Source organism: Amycolatopsis thermophila (assembly GCF_030814215.1).
GTDB classification, from domain to species: domain Bacteria; phylum Actinomycetota; class Actinomycetes; order Mycobacteriales; family Pseudonocardiaceae; genus Amycolatopsis_E; species Amycolatopsis_E thermophila.
Window position 1 is genome coordinate 5,600,093 of the sequence record NZ_JAUSUT010000001.1, and the last position, 20,200, is coordinate 5,620,292.

Below are 20,200 nucleotides of genomic sequence, written 5' to 3' on the forward strand. Positions count from 1 at the left end.
CGAGTTGTACCTGCACCGCACCGACGCGCTCCACTCATCACGACGATCTCGAGGTGATCCTGGCGTCGAACCGGGTGTAACAATCCGGGCGACGCACCGGCCAGGATGGTGTACACGGTCTTCCCGCCGCACCGCTGAGCGCGATGTGCGGTGGAGGTCGGCCGGCGATCAAGCGCCAGCCCCGGTCGGGGGATACGTTGCCGCAGCGTGACCGGTGATCCGTGCAGCGCGGTCGGCTGCAGGTGGTGCCGGACCGCGCGCAAGCCCCCAGCGCCTCGCCGCCGCCAGCTCGCCCTGGTCTGCCGTGCACCGTGTCCTCGCTGGCACCCGCGGGGTCGTGCTCGGTGGACAGCAACCGCAGCAGGCCACGGTCACGGCCGGCGCCCTGGCACCTTGGTCGGCCGGGCGTGGGCGCAGCTGTGGCATGTGGTCGCCCCCGCACAGCCACGACAGCGCCGACCGGTTCGACAGCGCGCTGGAGACCAGCAAGCGCGGGATGCGCACCCTGGTGTGGTCCTTCCTGGCGTTGTTCGTGACGGCGATCGCGCAGCTGGTGATCGTGCTGTTCACCGGCTCGGTCGCCCTGCTGGGCGACACGATCCACAACTTCGCCGACGCGCTCACGGCGCTGCCGGTCGGCATCGCCTTCGCGCTCGGCCGTCGCGCCGCCTCGCGCCGGTTCACCTACGGCCTGGGCCGCGCCGAAGACCTCGCCGGGGTGGTGGTCGTGGTGATCATCGCGCTGTCCGCGGCGCTGGCCGGCTACGAGGCCGTCGAGCGCCTGATCGACCCGCAGCCGGTCACCGGGCTCTGGGTGGTCGCCGCGGCCGGGGTGATCGGATTCCTGGGTAACGAGCTCGTCGCCCGGTGGCGCATCACCGTCGGCGGGCAGATCGGGTCGGCCGCGCTGGTCGCCGACGGACTGCACGCCCGCGCCGACGGCTTCACCTCGCTCGCCGTAGTGCTCGGCGGCGGGCTCGGGTTCCCCTACCCTCACCGTGGCCGAAGCGCACCGGCTCGCGCACGAGGTCGAGCACCGGCTCGTCCACGACGTTCCGCGTCTGACGGCCGCCGTGGTGCACACCGAGCCGTCGCAGGCGCCGACGCCGCCCACGAACTCCTGGCGCACCATTAGCCCGGAACTGTTCCGTTCCCGTCGGCGACCGGCGCGGTGCACACGGAATCGGCGGCGCCACCCAGACCCAAACCGAACCGGTGATCGCCTACCGCGCCTGCGCCGACTTCGGCCTCACTGCCCTCATTGCTGGACCCGGGTCTCGGGCCGGATGGCCCGCACGTAGTACAGGAACGGGGGCAAATCGCCGTCGGTCACGGCGGCGAAGCCCGCGTCCCGGATCATCGGCGCGATCCGTTCGACGGGGTTGTGCCGCATCGCGGCGCCGACAAGCCTGCCGCCGAAGTGGCCGTGCGAGGGGTGGTAATCGGCCAGCACGATGCGCCCGCCCGGCCGCAGCACCCGGAACATCTCCCGCACCGCGGTGGCCCGCCCTGGCTCCGGAACGTGATGCAACGCGAGGCTGGAGACCACCACGTCGAACGACTCGTCCGGGGCGGCGAGGGCTTCGGCCTTCCCGAGTTCGAAGGAGCAGTTCGCGCTGCCGCGCACCCGTCGGGCCCGGTTGATCATCGGCGCGGACGGGTCGATCCCCACTGCCTCACCGCCGGGCGACACCGCCCTCGCCGCCAGCGCGGTCAAGTAGCCGGGCCCACAGCCCACGTCGAGCACACGGTCCCCTGGCTGCGCCCCGCTCAGGTCGACGAGCGCCCCGAAGGTGCGCCGACGCCGTCCGGCGAACACCACTGCCGAAAACGTGTCGTACAACCGGGCGCGACCGATGGCCCCCGGTGCGTCCGCCTGCGGTTCCCCTGTGAACAGGTGTCCCAGCTCCACGACGGCCCCTAACTTAGTGATGACTAAGATGTGCCGATATTAGTCGCCACTAAGTAGCGTGCGCAAGACTGGATACGATGCACATGTGAGCGACGAGCAGGCCACCCGGCGCCCTCGGATGACGGCGCAGCAGCGCCGCGAGTCGATCCTGGCCGCGGCGACCGAAGTGTTCGCCGAGACCGGGTATCAGCGCGGCAAGACCTCCGCGGTGGCACAACGGGTCGGTGTCAGCGAGCCGGTGATCTTCCAGAACTTCGGCACGAAAGCGGCTCTGTTCGCAGCGGTCGTCACCCGGCACGCCGACCAGGTCTGCGCCTGGCTCGACCGGCTCACCGCACAACGGGTCTCCGTGGCGGGCCTGCTGGCCGCGGCACTGGACCCCACACACGTGGAGCACATCCACGATGCCGGAACGATCGGCGCCCTGTTCGCCGAGGCGTCCACACTGACCGGCGAACCCGAGATCGAAGCTGCAGCGCACCGCGCGAACCAGCGCATCGCCGGCGCCCTCACGAACCTTCTCGAGCAGGGCCGCCGCGCGGGCGAACTGCGTGCCGACCTCGACACCGAGTCCGGTGCCTGGTGGCTGCTCTCTCTCGCGGCATCACAGAAGTTCCGCCGCGCCGCCGCTCCCGAGACCATCGAGGCCCGCCTCGCGAAGACAACGCTGGAATTCTTCATCGGGAACGAGCATTAGCTCGTGACCAGCCCAGCCAACCGTGACGCTGACGATGGACGCCCGCATGGCATTGGCGCTGCGTGTCGGCGGCGGGCCAAGCGGTGGACTCCCGCCGCTCACGTGCGGGCGAGGAGGTCGTACAAGAGCTAGAGCTGATCTTCTGGGTGATCGTGGTGGAGCGCGTTCCGGGCAAACGCGCCCGGGGCCGGTCGCGGGCAGCAGGCCTGAACCCCCGTTCCCGGTGAGCTCCTTGGCGTAGCAGACGATCTGGGGCAGGCCTTGTGCCGGCCGAACTTCGGGATCTTGGTGTAACCCGGCGACTCGTAGAGCTTGATCGCCCCCTGCTGGCCGAGCCCGGTCTCCAGGATCATCCGTTTGCGGCCGGCTAGCGCCGCGGTGTGCTCCAGTTCGCGCACGATCCCCGCGCGCGTAGCCGCGACGGCGCAGGGGTTCGGCGTCGGGAAGTTCGCTGCCGTCTGTGGGCTTGCGGTACGGCATGATCACTCCGGGGTTGCCACGGGTGGACGCCGTCGGCCATGACGGGTCGGTCGTCGATCTGATCTTGGATGCCGGAGTCGCGCTAGACGGTGCAGTCGTTGCGGTTGCCGGGTTGTGGCTCGCCGGTGGCGATGACCAGGCGAGTGTCGGCGTCGATCGCGATCTGCCCGTTGGTGGAGTACCGGTGGTTCTTGCTGGGCGCGGCCGGCCGATGGTCCCGGATGGGGACCAGGGTGGCGTCCACGATCGCGACCGAGTCGATCCGCCGCTTCCGCGCCGGCGCCAACGCCAACAGCGGTCCGACCTTGTCGATCACCTGATCAGCCAGCGGCAACGCCCACTGCCTCCCCGGTCGGCCATCTGCGATCTCGTGGCCGAACAGCAGCGCCGAGCGGGCGCATGCCGAACGCGACCGCGTGGGTGCCGGGTGTATGCCGAGCAGCGATGACAAGGCGATGCGAGCGGCGGGCAGGGGGCGACCGGCCACCTCAGGGCGGGCGGGAGCTGTTTCGGGCGTGGGCGTACCCGGGACTCGAGGAGGGAAATGTCAGGCAGCGAGGGCTTCGGCAAAAGCGCGAGCGCCGCCTTGCCGGCCAAGGGAAAGCACCAGGGGCAGGACGGCTTCCGCGCGCGGGCCCGCGTTGCCGGTGAACTTCGCCCGGATGTCCTCGTGGGACAGGGGCCGCTCGGCGTGGCCGCGGTGCACGGCTTCGCGGCGGGCCAGCTTACGTCCATCGTGCAGCTCGATCTCGACGGACGCCGAATACGCGTGCGGATACAGGCTTTCTGGGTCGTCGCCGATCTCCACGAGCTGCGCCAGGCCCAGGATTTCCTTGTCCGCCAATGCGTCTTCGGTGAACTCGGCGAGGGTCAGCCTGCCGCGGGAGATGGAGGCGGCGACCACGAAGGGCAGGCTGAACTTGGCGTCGTAGTCGTCTTGCGGGGCGCGTTTTCGGTCGATCGGGTCGCACACGGCCGCGCCGGGCGTCGGGTGGATGAAGCAGCGGATGCGCGCGACGTCGGCCGCGCTGAAGCTGGCTTCGGCGCGCAGGGCCAGCACGGCGTCGGCAAAGGCGTGGGTGAAATGGCAGCTGGGAAAGGGCTTCACGGCGGTGTCGAGGAGTTCCCATCGGGTCCCCAGGTCCTCTACCAGTTCGGTGGCCTCCCACTCGCGACCCTGTAGGTGAGTGGCGTAGAGGCCGTACCGGCCTTCGTAGACGCGCGGCGGGCCGGGCCAGTCTTCGGCGGCGAAGGCCGCCGCGGTGAGCGCCGAGTTCGCCGCCCAGCCGGGGTGGAGGCGTTTGGTCCAAGCGCCCTCTTCGAGGAATTCCAGGATGCCTGAGGCCATCGACCCCACGATTTCTTGCGCCGTCGTGATTCCCCCGGAATCCAGACCGGACAGTTTCGCCGCCGCGACGGCCGAGCCGAACGCACCCGCGACGCCGGTGGGGTGGAAGCCGACGGTGTGGAACCCGCCGCGGGAAACCTTCCCGACGCGGGCACTGATCTCGACGGCCAGAATGTAAGCGACCAGCAGGTCCTCAGTGGACCGGCCGTGCTGCACCGCCGCGGCGAGCGCGGTGGGCAGGGCTGTGGCCGAGACGTGTGTGATGGCTCCGCTGTGGGTGTCGTCGAAGTCGAGACCGTGAATCAGCACCGCGTTCAGCATCGCGGCTTCGCGGGGCGCGAGCCGGTCGGGCAGCCCGAGCACCGGCTGGTCGCCCGTGCCGAAGCGGGCCAGTGCACGCCGTGCCCGCCTGGTGAACTCCTGCTCGCCGGCGGCGAGCGCGACGCCGACGGCGTCCAGGATCAGGTGACGGGCCCGGTCGACCACTTCGGGAGGCAGGTCGCCGAGTCGCGTACAGGCGGCGAACTCGCCGACGGTCCGGGCGATGGTGGACACGGGCTCCTCCAGGGACTCGTCGTTGGTGACCCACGGGGACGCCGAATGTCCCGCCGCCCCAGTCTGCAAGCGACGGGGCCCTCGCGCAAGGAAAAGTTCAGACGTTTTCAAGCCTCGGTCTTCATGCGCTCGTAGAGCGGGCGCAGTGCGGAGAGGTGCTCGCGGGTCAGCGTTTCGGCGGTCTCGCCGTCGCCCGCGGCCACGGCTTCGTAGATCCGCTCGTGGTCGGCGTCGATTTCGGCCCAGCGCTCCGGCGCCACCCGTTCGCGGTGCAGCCGCGACCGCAGCACGACGTTGACCGGCTGGCACATCAGCCGCAGCAGCGGGTTTCCGGTGATCGACACGAGCGTGGTGTGGAAATCCCAGTGCAGCACGAACCCCTTGTCGGGGTGGAGCTGTGCGGTCTCGTCCATGGTGCGGCGCAGGCTCTCCAGATCGACCTCGCCGGCGCGCTCGGCGGCGAACCGGGCGGCCGGTGGCTCGATCAGCAGCCGGGCCTCGATGAGGTTGTCCACGCTCAGGTTGTTGGCGTTGACCAGCAGGCCGAGCGTGCCGCCGAGGTTCTCCGCGACGGTGCCGGTGTCGGGCGCGGCCACGAAGCTGCCGCCCGTGACCCCGCGCGTGGTGTCGATCAACTGCTGGCTCGCGAGCAGGCGCAGGGCCTCGCGGACCGTGCTCCGGCTGACGCCGAACAGCGTGCAGAGCTCGGCCTCGCTCGGCAGCCGGGTGCCGGTGGGCAGCGCGCCGCCGATGATCTGCTCCCGCAACTGGTTCGCGACCTGCACATACGCGGCCTGCACGCGCCGCACGCGCAACCCGGGGGCGGTCTCCTTCGTCATCCGACCAGCCTAGGCCCTGGGCCAAGGATCCAGAACCCGATCGCAGATAAAAACGTCTGACATATTGCCCCGAGCCCTGCCCGCACCGCATACTCACCGGCGGAAGCCCAGAACGCACGAGGAGGTGCCCGTGGCTGTGCACGAGAGCCGGCTGGGCCGGTTCTACGAAGAGTTCACCGTGGGAGACGTCTACCGGCACCCGCTCGGCCGCACGATCAGCGAGGCCGACAACACCTGGTTCACGCTGCTGACGATGAACACCCACCCCGCGCACTTCGACGCTCACTACGCCGCGAAGACGCCGTTCGGGAAGATACTGGTGAACTCCGGGCTCACCATCGCGATGCTGCTCGGCCAGAGCGTCTCCGACATCAGCCAGCGCGCCGTCGCGAACCTCGAGATGACCAACATCCGGCTCACGCACCCGGTGTTCGTCGGCGACACCCTCTATGGCGAGTCGATCTGCACCGGCAAGCGCGAGTCGAAGTCCAAACCCTACGCCGGGATCGTCGAGGTGCACACGCGCGGCCTGAACGCCGAGGGCGACGTGTGCCTGTCGTTCGACCGCGCTGTGCTGGTGTTCAAGCTATCGGCCGCCGGGGACATCGATTCCTTCCCCGACGCCAAAACCGGCCCGCTGACCATGGGTGGGGTGACCGCGTGAACCTCCCCTTGCAGGACCTGAAGATCCTTTCTCTCGAGCAGTATGGCGCGGGCCCCTTCGGCTCGGTGCACCTGGCGGACCTGGGCGCGGAGATCATCAAGATCGAAGACCCGCGCTTCGGCGGAGACGTCGGGAGGCAGACGCCGCCGTACGCCGAGGACGGCGATTCGCTGTTCTTCGAAGCGTTCAACCGCAACAAGCGTTCGATGGTGCTCGACCTCGCCAATCCGCGGGGTCGCGAGGTGTTCGAACGGCTCGTCGAGGTCAGCGACGCCGTGTATTCGAACCTGCGTGGAGACGTGCCCGAGAAGATGCGCATCCGCTACGACGATCTCAAGCACCTCAACCCGAAGATCGTCTGCTGCTCCCTGTCCGGCTACGGGATGACCGGCCCGCGGAGCACGCAACCCGGCTACGACTACATGCTGCAGGGACTGGCCGGCTGGATGTCGGTGACCGGCGAGCCCGACGGCCCGCCCACCAAGTCCGGACTGTCGATGGTGGACTATTCCGGTGGCATCATCGCGGCCCTGTCGATGGTCTCGGCGATCCACGCGGCTCGGCGCGACGGTGTCGGTATGGACTGCGACGTGAGCCTCTACGACACGGCCATCGGCATGCTCACCTACCTCGCGACCTGGCACCTCAACCGCGGGTTCGAGCCGCAGCGCACGCACCACTCCGCGCACCCGAGCCTGGTGCCGTTCCAGAACTTCCCGACGGCGGATTCGTGGGTGGTGATCGGCTGCGCGAAGCAGAAGTTCTGGGAGCGGTTCGTCGGCGTGCTTGGTTCGCCCGCGTGGGCCGCAGAAGAGCGGTTTGCGACACCGGCCTCGCGCTACGAGCACTCCGCCGAGTGCGTGAAGCTCATCGAAGCGGAGCTGGCGCGCCGCAAGACCGCCGAGTGGCTGCCGTTGCTCGAAGCGGCCGGGGTGCCGTGCGCGCCGATCAACACCATTCCGCAGGCCCTGCGCGAGGAGCACACCCTGGCGCGGGGACTGATCGTGGAGACCGAGCACCCCCGGTTCGGCACCGTGCGGCAGGTCGCGTCCCCGGTCCGCGCCGGTGTGCCGCGCGGCGAGCACACGCGGGCACCGCAGCTGGGCGAGCACACCGCGAGCCTGCTGGCCGAGCTGCTCGGCACGGGGCCCGACGAATTCGCCGAACTGGGGCGCGCGGGCGCGTTCGGCGCGAAGGAGCAGTGATGGATTTCCGCCTCACCGACGACCAGGAGCAGTTCCGCTTGATGCTGCGGGACTTCGTCGACAAGGAGATCGCGCCGGTGGCGCGCGAGTGGGAGCAGTCGGGCCGGTATCCCACCGAGATCGTCGAGCAGATGAAGGGGCTCGGCCTGTTCGGGCTGATGATCCCCGAGGAGTACGGCGGGGCGGCGGCCGATTTCACCTCGTTCACGCTGATGTTCGAGGAGATCGCGCGCGGCTGGATGGGCATCGCGGGGATCCTCGGCAGCCATTCCCTGTCGTGCTGGATGATCGCGCGCCACGGCACCGAAGACCAGAAGCGGCGGTACCTGCCGGAGCTGGCCACCGGGCAGCGGCGGACCGGCATCGCACTCACCGAACCGGACGCCGGTACCGACCTGCAGGGCATCCGCACCACCGCGGTCCGCGACGGCGACGAGTACGTCGTCAACGGCGCGAAGATGTGGATCACCAACGCGCGCCACGCCGACCCCTTGCCGGTCCTCGTGAAGACCGATCGCACGGCCGAGCCCGCGCACAAGGGCATGAGCGTGCTGCTCGTCGACGCCGGCACACCCGGGTTCCGAGTCGCCAAGGACATCCCGAAGCTCGGCTACAAGGGCACCGAATCCTGCGAGGTCGTGTTCGAAGACGTCCGGGTTCCCGCTGCGAACCTCCTGGGCGGGACGGAGGGCCGGGGGATGCAGCAGGTGCTGTCGGCGCTGGAGGTGGGCCGGCTCAACATCGCGGGCCGCAGCCTCGGCATCGCGCAGCGCGCCTACGATGAGGCGCTCGCGTATTCCCGGGAGCGCCAGGCGTTCGGCAGGCCCATCGCGGACTTCCAGGCGGTCCAGATCCGGCTCGCCGAGACCGCGACCCAGGTGCAGGCCGCCCGGCTGATGACGTACTGGGCGGCCAGCGAGCTCGACCGCGGTGAACGCTCGGACCTGCAGACCGGGATGGCGAAGCTGTTCGCGTCCGAGGTGGCGCTGCAGGCCGCCCAGGAGTCGATGCGCGTGCACGGCGGTTACGGCTACTCGGCGGAGTTCGAGATCGAGCGGCTCTACCGCGACTCGATCCTGATGACCATCGGCGAGGGCACGAGCGACATCATGCGCACCGTCATCGCGAAAGCGCTCGTCGGCGGCAAGGGCGAGGTCGGCTGGTGATCCCGCGCAGCTGGCTGTTCTGCCCCGGCGACCGGCCGGACCGCCTGGCCAAGGCCGTCGCGACGGCCGACGTCGCGATCGCGGACCTGGAAGACGCCATCGCCCCCGACCGTAGGGAAGTCGCACGAGCCGCCGTCGCCTCGGCGTTGCGTGCCGATCCGGAATCGGCCGCACGTACGTGGGTGCGGGTCACCCACGACCCGGCTGATCTGGCTGCTCTCGCGGATCTGGAGTTCGCGGGGATCGTCGTGCCGAAGGCGGAACCCGGGATCGTCGAGCGGGTCGCCGCGGTGACTTCGGTTCCGCTGGTCGCACTCGTCGAGACCGCCACCGGCCTCTGGGCGGCCCGCGAACTCGCCGCCCACCCACGAGTGCGCACGCTCGCGCTCGGCGAGTACGACCTGGCTGTCGAACTCGGCACGAGCCCGCCGGACGTGGACGGCGCGCCACTGGCGTGGGCGCGCTCCCGGGTCGTCGCGGCGGCCGCGGCGGAGGGCTGCCCACCCCCGCCCGCCGCGGTCTCGGTCGTTCTGCGCGACGAAGCGCGGTTCCGAACGGACACCGAATCGCTGGCGCGCTTCGGCTTCTTCGGCCGGATGTGCATCCACCCGGCACAGGCGGCCGTCGTGCACGCCGTGCTGCGACCGTCCGAAGAGGACGTGGAACGGTCCCGTCGGATCACGTCGGCCGCCGCGGGTGCGGACGGTGCCGTCCTGGTGATGGACGGGAAGATGGTCGATCCGCCGGTGGTGGCGCATGCCCGGCGGATCGTCGAGCTGGCCGCCCGAAATCCGCACAACGCACAGACGGAAATGCCCACCCGGTCAAGGAGGACCAGGCGATGAAACGCATCGGAGTCGATGTCGGGGGCACCTTCACCGACATCATGTACTGGGACGAGGACGGCGGTATCGCCGTCCACAAAGTCCCGTCCACCCCCCGTGATCCGTCGCAGGCCACTGTGGACGGCGTCACGCAGCTGGCGGCGCAGATCGGCATCTCTGTCGCGGACCTCGACCAGTTCCTGCACGGGACAACGGTCGCGACCAACATCGTCCTCGAACACAATGGCGCCGACGTCGGCCTGATCACCACCGAAGGCTTCCGCGACATCCTGCACATCGCGCGGAAGAAGCGGCCCTACAACTATTCGTCCTACCAGGACCTGCCCTGGCAGAAGTGGCAGCTCGTGCGCCGGCGCAACCGCCGTGTCGTGCCCGAGCGCATCGACGCCGCCGGAAACGTCCTGATCCCGCTGGACGAAGACGCCGTACGCGAGCAGGTCCGCGTGTTGAAGGACAACGGCGTCGCGGCCATCGCGGTCTGTTTCCTGCACGCCTACCGCAACCCGGTGCACGAGCAGGCCGTCAAGCGGATCATCGAGCAGGAGTACCCGGGCGTGTTCATCTCGCTCTCCAGCGAGGTCGCCCCCCAGTACCGGGAGTACGAACGCTTCTCCACCACGGCGCTCAACGCGTTCGTGGGCCCGAAGGTAGCCCGATACGTCGACAACCTCGCGAACACCACGCGCGAGGCGGGTGTGCGCGGAGACATCCGGCTGATGACGTCGGCCGGTGGCCTCATCACCTCGAAGAACGCGGTCGACAACCCCGTGCTGCTGCTCACCAGCGGTGTCGTCGCCGGGCTCCTGGGCGGGTGCGCCATCGGCAGCGCGTCGGGCTACCCGAGCGTGATCACGCTGGACGTCGGCGGCACGTCCGCCGACATCGGCGTCGCGCCCGACGGCAAGCTGAGGATGAAGCACCTGCTCGACACGCGCATCGGCGACTACCACGCCATGGTCCCGATGGCCGAGGTCGACACGATCGGCGCGGGCGGCGGTTCGGTCGCGTTCGTCGACGAGGGCGGCATGTTCCGGGTCGGCCCCCGCAGCGCGGGCGCGACTCCCGGGCCGGCCTGCTACGCGCGGGGCGGCACCGAACCGACGAGCACCGACGCGATGGTCGTGCTGGGCTGGCTGCAGGCCGACAGCTTCCTGTCCGGGTCGATGCGGGTCGAACCGCAACTGGCGGAGAAAGCGATCGAGGAGCACATCGCGAGCAAGCTCGGCACCACGGTCGAGCACGCCGCCGTCGGCATCTTCCAGATCCTCGCCCACGCGATGACCGAGGCGATCAGCCTGCACTCGGTCCGCAAGGGTTACGATCCACGTGACTTCTCGCTGATCGCCGAGGGGGGCGCCGGTCCGCTCTACGCGTGGCACATCGCGCAGCAGCTGGACATCCCGCGGGTGATCGTGCCGCACCACCCCGGGATCGCGTCGGCGATGGGGCTGCTGGCCACCGACATCCGCGTCGAGCAGCCCGCCACCGTGTGGACGTCGCTGGCCGAACCGGACCTCGACCACGTGCGCGCGGAGTTCGCGCGACTCGAGGCGCAGGTGAGCGAGCAGCTCGCGGGTGACGGCCTGGACCCGGAGGACTTCGTGCTGGAGCGCAGCCTCGACTGCCGCTACATCGGCCAGGGTTACGAGCTGCGCGTGCCGGCACCGGCCGGCGAACTCGACGACGACTGGGTGATTCGCGCGGCCGAAGCGTTCCACGAGGTGCACGAACGCACCTACCTGCAGCGTTTCGACGACAAACCGGTCCACCTGGTCAACGTCCGGGTCACCGGGATCGGCAAGGTCGGGCACGTCCCGCTCGCCGAGATCGAGGCCGGTGGCGAAGACGCCTCAGCCGCGGTGAAGGGCACGCGCGAGGCCGTGTTCTGGACGGATGGCACCCGGCCGGCCGCGTTCACCACGACCGTCTACGACCGCGACCTGCTCAAGGCGGGCAACGTGCTCACCGGGCCTGCGATCGTGGAGCAGTTCGACTCCACCACGGTCGTCGGTCCGAAGCAGCGGGCCGTGATCGACCGCGTGGGCCACATCATCATCGAAACGGCCACCAGTGCCGTGGACGCGGAAGGAGACCAGCGGTGACCGCACTCGACCCCGCCGGCGTTTCGCTCGCCGGGCCGCGCCCGGCCGGCTTCACCCCGGTCGACGTGGACCCGATCACGCTGCGCGTCATCGGCGGTGCGCTGAACTCGATCGCCAAGGAAATGGCGCAGATCCTCTACCGGATGGCCTATTCCAGCCTGATCCGCGAGTCCGAGGACCTCGGTGCCGGCCTGTTCGACGTCAACGGGCGCGAGCTGTGCGAATCGGATTCCACGCCGATGCACTGCGGTTCCATTCCCGCGTACATCCGCGGTATCAACCGGAAACTCGCCGGCACGTACCGGCCGGGCGACGTGATCCTGCACAACCACCCGTACCACGGGGCCGCGCACTCGCCGGACTACGGGATCATGATCCCGATCTTCTTCGGCGGGCGGCACATCGGCTTCGCCGGCTGCACCGGGCACGTCTCCGATATCGGCGGCAACTTTCCAGGCCTGTGCATGGACGTCGTCGACGTGTGGGCCGAGGGCAAGCTGATGGACGCGGTCAAGATCTACGACGCCGGTGTCCGCAACACCGCCCTCATCCAGCACATCCTCGACAACGTCCGCACTCCGGAACAGAACGCGGGTGACCTCGAGGCGCTGATCGCGTGCTCGCGCCTGGGCGAGCGGCGATTCCTGGAGCTGCTGGAACGCTACGGCTACGACACCGTGATGTCCGCCGCCGACAAGTGGATGGACTACTCGGAGGACATGCTGCGCCGGCGGATCGGGGACATCCCGGACGGCGTCTACGAAGCCCCCGTGTCCTATCTGGACGACGACGGCAAGAACCGCGACGTGCCGCTGAAGGTGTCGGTGCGGGTGCGGATCGAGGGCTCCGACGTCGTCGTGGACCTCACCGGTTCGAACGACCAGGTGCCGACGGCGTTCAACGTGCCGTTCGAGGGTTCGGTGCTGCCGACCGTCGCATCCGCCGTCCGCACGCTGCTGTTGGACGAGGCGCTCACCGAGGAATTCGTGCCGCAGAACGACGGCTGCTTCCGGCCGGCCAAGGCGTACGCACCCGAGGGCACGCTGTTCAACCCGGACTTCCCGGCGTCGTGCTTCGCGCGGTTCTCCCAGATCAACCGCATCTTCGACTCGATCAACCTCGCACTGGCGGAAGTGCTGCCGGACCGCGCGGTCGCCGGTTCGTCGGCGGCCCTGTGCGCGATCGCCTACTCGGGGCTGGCCGACGACGGGCAGTCCTACTGGGTGTACATCGAGATCAACGAGGGTTCCTACGGTGCGCGCAACGGCAAGGACGGGCTCGACTGCGTGGACTCGCTGATGGCGAACACCCGCAACAACCCGATCGAAGAGCTCGAACTGAACCACGCGATGATCGCCGAGCGTTACGAGCTGCGCGACGAGCCACCGGCGCCGGGCCGGTACCGTGGCGGCCTCGGCAGTGTCCGGAAGTGGAAGATGCTGACGGACACCTTCATCGGGTCCGAGGCGGACAACCGCACGGACCCGCCGAAGGGGCTGGCCGGCGGGCACGACGGGCGCGCCGGCTCGTTCACCCGCAATGCCGGGACAGACCGGGAGGAACCGCTGTACTCGAAGGTGACGCAGGAGAAGTGCGCGGCCGGCGACACGCTGGAGATCAAGCTGCCCTCGGGCGGCGGCTACGGGAACCCTTTCGAGCGCGAGGCCGCGCAGGTGCTCGACGACGTCCTTGACGACTACCTGTCCGTGGAGGACGCCCGGGAGCACTACGGCGTGGTGCTCATCGGTTCCGGGGCGGCGCTGTCGGTGGACGAAGCAGCCACCGCGCGGCTGCGGGCGGCGATCTGACGTGGACTCGGTGCGCTCGCTCGTCGAAGCCCGGCTGGCCGTGGCGCGGGACCGCAATCCCGAGCTGCGGGCGTTGATCCGGACGTTGGGGGAGTCGGCGCTCGCTGCGGCCGAGGTGGCCGACGGGCCACTGGAGGGGCTCACGGTCAGCGTCAAGGACAACATCGACATCGCGGGCGTGCCGAGCACCGCGGGTTCGGCGCACTGGGGCACCGAACCCGCGGCCGCGGACGCGGAGGTGGTCCGGCTGCTCCGGGCGGCCGGCGCCGTATTCGTCGCCAAGGCGAATCTGGCCGAGTTCGCGATGGGTGTCGTCGGGCGCAACACGACGTTCGGCGACGTCCGCAACGCGCGTGACCCGCGGTACATCTCCGGCGGGTCGAGCAGCGGGTCGGCGGTGGCCGTGGCGGCTCGGATGTCGGACGCCGCGCTCGGCACCGACACCGGCGGGTCGGGCCGGGTCCCGGCCGCGGTCAACGGCATCGTGGGCCTGCGCCCGACGCTCGGGCGAGTCTCGAACCGCGGGGTGCTTCCCGTCGGCCCGTCGTTCGATACCGTGACGCCGATGGCCACCGATGTACGCACGGCTGTGGCAATGCTCGCGGCGCTGGACCGCTACGACCGAGCTGATCCGACCGCGGTGGACGGACCGCGCACCCCGGTCGACGCGTTGCTGGACAAGGACATCGCGGGGCTGCGGGTCGGTGTCGCCACCGGGTTCTTCCGGGAGGGCGTGGATCTCGGGGTACAGCGGGTCGTCGACTCCGCGGTCGCGGCGGTGCGCGACGCGGGCGCCGAGGTGTTCGAGGTGGAGGTGCCGGGCGCCGCCGAGGCCCAGGACCGGATGATCGAGATCATGTACCCCGAGGCGGCCGCGGTGCACGCCCGGCGGCTGCGGGAGGAGCCCCACACGATCGACCCGGACGTGCTGCGGCGGCTGCGGATCGGCGAGTCGATCGCGCCCGAGACGGTGACGCGAGCCCGCTTCTGGCGAGCAGAATTCCGTCGCCGGGTCGACGCGCTGTTCGAGACCTGCGACGTCGTGCTGACGCCGACGATCCCGGTCGACGTGCCCCGTCGCGACGCGGTCGACCTTGCCGCGTCTACGAGGGACATCGCGCGTTTCTGCTACGTGTGGTCGTGCTACGGCGGCCCGGCCGTCAGCGTTCCTGCCGGCACGCACCCGAGCTCCGGAATGCCGGTCGGCCTGCAGCTGACCGCCGCACCGTGGCGGGACGACGTGCTCGCCTGGGCGGCCGCCCGCGTCGCCGACCAGGTGGCCCAGTAGCACTCGATCGCGCGTCGCCCGGCAGCGGCGGTACACGGCTGGTGATGCGGTTGGTCTTGAACAGCGAACTCCGCAGACGGAGAAATCCGCGGGTCCGGGGGCTGGCCGGGACCAGGTGCGTTCCGGGGTCCTGGACACGCGGTGCAGCTTCTGCCGAAAGCCCGTCCTGCGGTAACCAATCCGCTTATATCGGTCTGGCCGCGCGTCGACAACGACACGCTCACCACCACAACGCAGCGACGAAGCACGAGACGCCGCCGGGATCCCCCCTCGGCGGCGTCTGACCCTGCCCCTTGACAAAGGGCCACCACATATCCGTTGTTCTATCCGGGGAGGTTGGATGGGCGGTGGCCAGTTCGATGCCCTATGCGATGTGTCGAGGCTGACCGCTCCGGCCGCAAGGCACTGATCAGGTGGCGACTCGCGGGTCGGGTTAGGGGACGGAGTCGCAAGTACCCGTAGGAGTACTTCTGCCATCCAGCTCGCAACCGATCGGGGGGATCAGCCGGGCAGGCGGCCGCCGCATTCGCGGACCAGCGTGATCCACGCCGTGATCGACTCGCTCAATGGACGTGATACTGGCGCGCGAGCCGAGTTTCTTGAGTTGAGATCCAGTACGGTGTCCGGCGATGTGCTCCACCGGGGCCGGGTTACGGTGACGTCCCCGGCGGCGACGATGTGTTGCGCCACCCGGCACCGGCCGTCGACGACGACGCTCGCGGTCGGCAGGCCGCTGCCCGCGAGCCATTCGACGTTCGACACGATCGCGGAGACGATCACGTCCGCAGAAAGCCGTTGTCCGTCGTAGTAGGGCGAGCCACCCGCCACGGAATTGCCCGTCCAGACCTACCGCGTCGGCCCGGCACCCGTTGGCATCGGCGACTACGGCGATCCTTTGCGCGGGTTGCGCTTCCGCAGGACGCACTGCCTGCTTCCCGTCGAGCAGGAACGCCGGGACCTTGGCCACGACCATGGCCCAGCCCACGATGCGGACCGCTCAGGGATCTTGGGGCTCTTGCGGTCAGCACTCGGTCCTCGCGCGAGCGGGGCGAGGGGCCACGCTGCGTTCAGGCCGTCCCCAGCAATCAGGTGTTCACAAGGCCGGGGCAATACCGAAGAACCACGAGCGGAACAGCAGAGCCGGGCGTCAGAAACACCGAGTTCGACGAGAACGCCAAACGCGAATCAAGAACGATAACGTGCCCGGTTGATGAGTTCGTGGCGAACCGCGAAGGAGGCGGCTTCCAGGCGGGAATGGACACCGAGCTTGGTCATCAGACTCTGCACGTGACTACGCACCGTCGGGACGGACACGCCAAGCCGCGATGCCATCTGGGTGGTTGGCTGCCCATCTACGAGCAGCGCAAGGCATTGGTGTTCGCGAACCGTCAGGTACCGCGCGAGCAGCTGGGCATCGAGGGCGCCATTCCCGGTGGGATCGGGCGGTGTCAAAGGTCGCGTGGGCACGTCGGTCACCGGTTCGCCACGCATCGCCTTTTCGATGGCTGCGACAACGCATTCGCTGCGACAGGTCTTGTGCACATAGGCGGCCGCGCCGGCTTCCACGGCCTCGATCCTGGCCTCGATCGAGATGTCGGCGGTGAGGACGACAACCTTGGTTCGCGGGTTCGCCTCCCGAACCGCTGCGACACTGCCACGGTGTTCCGCGTCGCCGAAATGGAGATCAAGCAGGCAGATATCCGGGTCGAAACGGCGCACCGAATCGATCACCTGCGGGAGGTCATGAGCCGTCGCGACCACCTGTACCCCCCGGGCCGCCAGCAGCGGCGTCATCGCTTCGACAAGGAGCGTGTGGTCGTCAGCGAAGACTGCGCTGATCATGTCGTCCTTCTCTGTCTCTCCTGAGCAGGGGTTGAGCTTGTACGGGTAGGCAGTACCACGCGAACCAGCGTGCCAACCGGGTCGCGACCGTGGAAGGTCACCTCGGCGCCGACTGCCTGGCTCAGTTTGCGGACGGTGTTCAGCCCAAGGGACGCCCATCCTGGACGCGCGGCGCCGAATCCCGGGCCGTCGTCCTCGATCTCAATCACGGTCGGCGCCACCTGAATGATCGTCACCGTGACCACGCCACCCGGGCCCGCCGCGCGCACTGCGTTGTTGAGGATGTTGGCGAGGATCCGCCACAGGGCCCAGCCATCGATCTCGGCGGTCGCCGTCGGCCCGCCGGCGAGCACGACCCGGACTTGCCCAGCCACATTCGCCTCTGCCACCAGTGTTTCGAGCATTGAGCGCACCTCGACGGACTCGGTGCCGGTGGCGGGCGTGATCGCCCGGCTGATCAGTTTCGCCACGATGTCGATCTCTCGCTGGAGAAGTTCCAGGTTGCGCCGCACGGTATCTGGGGGCTGTTCATCCGACAGCGCCGCGTCGACCAGGTAGCTCATCGTGGCGACCTGGTGCCCGATGTCGTGAACCAGGGCGCGTAGGTCTTCGGCCTCGTCGTCGCTGCGCCGCCTGCCCCGGCCGGTCCGGCGATCGCGAATTGGTTTCACGTTGCCCCTCGCAACTCCCTTACTATTTACCCTGTCGGCGAACGCGTCAAACTCGTTACGACTTCTGACGCTGACAGGTGCTTGTTCAAGGAGTTCACGGCAACGGAAACCGGCTCGTGTGTTTTTTTTGGAGCATTATCAGACCGGAAACGAGAATGTAGGCCGGTGTGCGCGGCAAGTGCGGGCCTGCCGGCCCGCTATCCTCACCGAATCCGGCCCAGGACGTCACCGTTGTCCGATCCCGGCCCAGGATCGCGCAGGTAACCGAGGGCGTAAAGGTGGTCCAAAACCCGTTGGGCAGCGCCGGCCGCGGACTCCGCCGCCGGATCGATCACCAGGTCAGCGTCCAGCGGTGGCTCGTACGGGTCCGAGATCCCGGTGAATTGCTCGATGACCCCGGCTCGCGCTTTGGCATACAGGCCTTTCCGGTCCCGGGATTCGCACCACGGCAGCGGTGCGTCCACGAAGGCGAGCACGAAGCCTCCGGTCGCCGACACCGCCTCCCGCACCCGCCGCCGAGCGGTGTCGAACGGCGCGATCGCCGCGCAGATGGCGATGCCCCGGTGTTTGGTGATCTCCGCGGCGACATACCCGAGCCGGGCGATGTTGCGGTCCCGGTCGGCCCGGCTGTAGCCCAGCTCCCCGGACAGGTGGGTGCGTGCCACGTCGCCGTCGAGCAGGGTGACCGGCCGGCCGTGGCGTTCGGTGAGCAAGGCCTCCAGTTCGCGCGCGATCGACGACTTCCCCGCGCCGGACAGCCCGGTGAAGAACACCGTGAAGCCCTGCTCGTCCCGCGGTGGAAAGGACCGGCGGAGCTCCGCGGCGACCTCGGGCGGGGTGAACCATTCGGGCAGGTCCACGCCAGTGGCGAGCCGCCTGCGCAGCTCGGTGCCGGAGATCGCCAGGGCTTCCTCGCCGGCCGGCACCTGATCTTCTGGCAGGTACCGGTCCTGACCCGGCACGTAGATCATCCGGGGGTAGGTCAGGATGCGCAGGCCCAACTCACCCACGTGGGCGTGCAGCAACCGGTGGCCCGCGTACGGATCGTAGAACGGTCGGCCGTCCGGGCGCAGGCCCGGGCCGGCGTGGTCCCGGCCGACGATGAAGTGGGTGGCACCGTAGTTTCGCCTGATCAGCGCGTGCCACACTGCCTCACGCGGCCCGGCCATGCGCATCGCCAGCGGCAAGAGCGACAGCACGGCGCTGCCCGGGGGGTAAGTGGGCAGCAGCGCCCGGTAGCAGCGCAGCCGGGTCGCGACATCGATGTCGCCGGGCTTCCCGATTCCCACGATGGGATGGATCAGCAGCGTGGCGTCCGCATCGCGCATCGCGCGCAGGGTGAGCTGCTGATGCGCCCGGTGCATCGGATTGCGGGTCTGGAAGGCCACAACCCGATCCCAGCCGCGCGCGGCGAACTCCGCACGCAGCTCATCGGGCGTGTGCCGGTGAGCTCGGAAGCCGTGGTGCTGCGGCAGCTCGAGCACCTCCAGGGCGCCACTGACGTACCACTCGCGTGTCTGGCGCCGCAGGTGAGCGACTCCCGGGTGCGCGACGTCGGTGGTACCGAACACGGCGACCGCTTCCGCAGCCAGGTCGGGCCGCCAGGCGTGCTCCACCCGCAGCACCGCGACCAACGTGCCCTCGGGGTCCCGCAACGCGAGCCAGCCCCGCGCCCCCACCGCCCGTTGTGTTGCCGCGTCGATGTCGAGCACGACCGGGATGGGCCACAGTGTGCCGTCGGCGAGCCGCATCGACTCGCACACCGACCGGTAGTCGGCCTCGCCCAGGAACCCCTTGAGGGGGGAGAACCCGCCGCACCCGAGCAGCTCGAGGTCACACAGTTGTCGCCTGCTCAACGTCCAGCTCGGCCACCGCACCGAGCGGCGTCCCAGCTCACGGGCGCGCTCCTGGCTGGTACGCAGGTCGACGAGTTCCGACATCACTGTCATGCTCCAGCCCCGTCCACGGTCCGCTCCTGGCCGGTGCGCGCTCGCAACACGGCATGGATCTCCTCGGCCGCCTGCCGCGGTCTGCGCACCGCCGGGTGGTTCCACTGCGCCAGCAACGCGTCCTTCACCCGATCCCGGTCCGCCGACGGGAGCCACGGCGCGCCGTCACGCGGTGCGCGGGCCAGCCGGCGCGCTTCGGCACGCATCTCGGCCTGGCCGACCGTGCCGGACTCGAAGCCGAGCATCCCGGGCGACAGATGGCTTCGCAGCGCCACCAGCGCGTTGACCTCGCTGCTGGCCTGCTCGTCGTGCCGGAAGACGGCGTATCCGGTGCCGAACCGCTCGTTGACCCGGCGGATCACCGCGCCGAAGTCCGTGGTCACCTCCTCGAAGTCGGCGACCACCAGCCCCGTCAGCCACGGCAGCAGGTGGGTGTGGAACCGGCGGTAGGCGAACAGCGCGTCGGCCAGGGCGACGTCGGGTTCCCTGGCGAGCTGGGACAGCACGGCCCCGCGCGGATGCCGGAGGACCACCAGCACCGGCAGTCCCGCGCGCACGCCCGCGATCAGCTGTGCCGGGGCGTGGAGGTGATGGGCCACGCGCACGGGGCGAGGCTGGGCCAGTTGGAACGCGTACACCGCGAAGGTGCTCCCCGAGCGGGTGTAGCCGTCGATGACCAGTTCGGTGTGAGCCGAGATCACCTCGGGGCTCGGGCCCGGGTACTTGCGCCGCGCAAACGGCAGGTACAGCCGCGGGTGCTCGGTCGCCATCGTCCGCGCCCGGTGGCGCAGCCGGCGCCAGGGCGTGGGGTGATCGGGGCGGCTCATGG

17 protein-coding genes and 1 pseudogene are annotated in these 20,200 nt (G+C 69.5%); 9 read left to right on the plus strand and 9 right to left on the minus strand.

The genetic code is table 11. The features are described 5' to 3' along the window. The first annotated feature begins 424 nt into the window (after window positions 1-424). Window positions 425-1,135 carry a cation diffusion facilitator family transporter gene (locus tag FB470_RS27480; RefSeq protein ID WP_442320241.1) on the plus strand — a complete coding sequence of 237 codons (711 nt, stop codon included), beginning with the start codon at window positions 425-427 and terminating at the stop codon, window positions 1,133-1,135. A gap of 123 nt (window positions 1,136-1,258) precedes the next feature. Here the strand turns inward: FB470_RS27480 and FB470_RS27485 are convergent, their stop codons facing one another. Further along, window positions 1,259-1,912 carry a methyltransferase domain-containing protein gene (locus FB470_RS27485; protein ID WP_306996232.1) on the minus strand — a complete coding sequence of 218 codons (654 nt, stop codon included), beginning with the start codon at window positions 1,910-1,912 and terminating at the stop codon, window positions 1,259-1,261. An 85-nt stretch (window positions 1,913-1,997) separates the two neighbouring features. Here FB470_RS27485 and FB470_RS27490 point away from each other — a divergent pair, with 85 nt between their 5' ends. Next, window positions 1,998-2,609: a TetR/AcrR family transcriptional regulator gene (locus tag FB470_RS27490; RefSeq protein WP_306996234.1), complete on the plus strand. Its 612-nt coding sequence runs from the start codon at window positions 1,998-2,000 to the stop codon at window positions 2,607-2,609. Window positions 2,610-3,047: 438 nt separating this feature from the next. Here the strand turns inward: FB470_RS27490 and FB470_RS27495 are convergent. The 3 genes and pseudogenes from FB470_RS27495 to FB470_RS27505 all read right to left on the minus strand — a co-directional run. Next, window positions 3,048-3,465, minus strand: a pseudogene (locus FB470_RS27495) (transposase); the annotation flags it as partial. Window positions 3,466-3,636: 171 nt separating this feature from the next. Further along, window positions 3,637-4,992 carry an MmgE/PrpD family protein gene (locus FB470_RS27500; RefSeq protein ID WP_306996236.1) on the minus strand — a complete coding sequence of 452 codons (1,356 nt, stop codon included), beginning with the start codon at window positions 4,990-4,992 and terminating at the stop codon, window positions 3,637-3,639. 107 nt (window positions 4,993-5,099) lie between these two features. Then, entirely contained in the window at window positions 5,100-5,831 is a 732-nt protein-coding gene (locus FB470_RS27505; RefSeq protein WP_306996238.1) for a FadR/GntR family transcriptional regulator, read from the minus strand. Between the two features lie 130 nt (window positions 5,832-5,961). Here FB470_RS27505 and FB470_RS27510 point away from each other — a divergent pair, with 130 nt between their 5' ends. Genes FB470_RS27510 through FB470_RS27540 form a run of 7 tightly spaced genes read left to right on the plus strand, consistent with a single transcriptional unit; the run spans window position 5,962 to window position 14,909 of the window. Further along, on the plus strand, window positions 5,962-6,495 hold the full coding sequence (locus tag FB470_RS27510; protein ID WP_306996239.1) for a MaoC family dehydratase: 534 nt from the start codon (window positions 5,962-5,964) through the stop codon (window positions 6,493-6,495). Then, window positions 6,492-7,700 (plus strand): CaiB/BaiF CoA transferase family protein, encoded by a 1,209-nt coding sequence (locus FB470_RS27515; protein WP_306996241.1) that lies wholly within the window; start codon window positions 6,492-6,494, stop codon window positions 7,698-7,700. The genes FB470_RS27510 and FB470_RS27515 overlap by 4 nt, the downstream gene beginning before the upstream one ends. Beyond that, complete coding sequence (locus FB470_RS27520; RefSeq protein ID WP_306996243.1) at window positions 7,700-8,866, plus strand: acyl-CoA dehydrogenase family protein; 1,167 nt, start codon at window positions 7,700-7,702, stop codon at window positions 8,864-8,866. The genes FB470_RS27515 and FB470_RS27520 overlap by 1 nt, the downstream gene beginning before the upstream one ends. After that, complete coding sequence (locus FB470_RS27525) at window positions 8,863-9,711, plus strand: HpcH/HpaI aldolase/citrate lyase family protein (RefSeq protein ID WP_306996245.1); 849 nt, start codon at window positions 8,863-8,865, stop codon at window positions 9,709-9,711. Before FB470_RS27520 ends, FB470_RS27525 begins: the two co-directional genes overlap by 4 nt. Further along, window positions 9,708-11,813 carry a hydantoinase/oxoprolinase family protein gene (locus FB470_RS27530; protein ID WP_306996247.1) on the plus strand — a complete coding sequence of 702 codons (2,106 nt, stop codon included), beginning with the start codon at window positions 9,708-9,710 and terminating at the stop codon, window positions 11,811-11,813. The genes FB470_RS27525 and FB470_RS27530 overlap by 4 nt, the downstream gene beginning before the upstream one ends. Further along, window positions 11,810-13,621, plus strand: a complete 1,812-nt coding sequence (locus FB470_RS27535) for a hydantoinase B/oxoprolinase family protein (RefSeq protein WP_306996249.1) — start codon at window positions 11,810-11,812, stop codon at window positions 13,619-13,621. The genes FB470_RS27530 and FB470_RS27535 overlap by 4 nt, the downstream gene beginning before the upstream one ends. A gap of 1 nt (window position 13,622) precedes the next feature. After that, on the plus strand, window positions 13,623-14,909 hold the full coding sequence (locus FB470_RS27540) for an amidase (protein ID WP_306996251.1): 1,287 nt from the start codon (window positions 13,623-13,625) through the stop codon (window positions 14,907-14,909). Window positions 14,910-15,410: 501 nt separating this feature from the next. Here the strand turns inward: FB470_RS27540 and FB470_RS27545 are convergent. The 5 genes from FB470_RS27545 to FB470_RS27565 form a co-directional block, all read right to left on the minus strand. Beyond that, window positions 15,411-15,689, minus strand: coding sequence for a hypothetical protein (locus FB470_RS27545; RefSeq protein ID WP_306996252.1), 279 nt, complete (start codon window positions 15,687-15,689; stop codon window positions 15,411-15,413). Between the two features lie 405 nt (window positions 15,690-16,094). After that, a complete protein-coding gene (locus tag FB470_RS27550; protein WP_306996254.1) occupies window positions 16,095-16,751 on the minus strand; it encodes a response regulator in 657 nt (218 codons plus the stop codon). Further along, the gene (locus FB470_RS27555) at window positions 16,748-17,422 is read right to left on the minus strand and encodes a sensor histidine kinase (protein WP_306996256.1); all 675 of its coding nucleotides are present in this window, start codon (window positions 17,420-17,422) and stop codon (window positions 16,748-16,750) included. Before FB470_RS27555 ends, FB470_RS27550 begins: the two co-directional genes overlap by 4 nt. A 203-nt stretch (window positions 17,423-17,625) precedes the next feature. Next, the gene (locus FB470_RS27560) at window positions 17,626-19,362 is read right to left on the minus strand and encodes a bifunctional sulfate adenylyltransferase/adenylylsulfate kinase (protein ID WP_306996258.1); all 1,737 of its coding nucleotides are present in this window, start codon (window positions 19,360-19,362) and stop codon (window positions 17,626-17,628) included. A 5-nt stretch (window positions 19,363-19,367) separates the two neighbouring features. Further along, complete coding sequence (locus FB470_RS27565) at window positions 19,368-20,198, minus strand: hypothetical protein (RefSeq protein WP_306996260.1); 831 nt, start codon at window positions 20,196-20,198, stop codon at window positions 19,368-19,370. Window positions 20,199-20,200: the final 2 nt, after the last annotated feature.

What these genes read in the sequence shown, in the direction of transcription:
- FB470_RS27480 (WP_442320241.1), top strand. Translation starts at nt 425, where the DNA reads ATGTGGTCGCCCCCGCACAGCCACGACAGCGCCGACCGGTTCGACAGC.
- FB470_RS27505 (WP_306996238.1), bottom strand. Translation starts at nt 5,831, where the DNA reads ATGACGAAGGAGACCGCCCCCGGGTTGCGCGTGCGGCGCGTGCAGGCC.
- FB470_RS27520 (WP_306996243.1), top strand. Translation starts at nt 7,700, where the DNA reads ATGGATTTCCGCCTCACCGACGACCAGGAGCAGTTCCGCTTGATGCTG.
- FB470_RS27530 (WP_306996247.1), top strand. Translation starts at nt 9,708, where the DNA reads ATGAAACGCATCGGAGTCGATGTCGGGGGCACCTTCACCGACATCATG.
- FB470_RS27550 (WP_306996254.1), bottom strand. Translation starts at nt 16,751, where the DNA reads ATGATCAGCGCAGTCTTCGCTGACGACCACACGCTCCTTGTCGAAGCG.
- FB470_RS27560 (WP_306996258.1), bottom strand. Translation starts at nt 19,362, where the DNA reads ATGTCGGAACTCGTCGACCTGCGTACCAGCCAGGAGCGCGCCCGTGAG.
- FB470_RS27565 (WP_306996260.1), bottom strand. Translation starts at nt 20,198, where the DNA reads ATGAGCCGCCCCGATCACCCCACGCCCTGGCGCCGGCTGCGCCACCGG.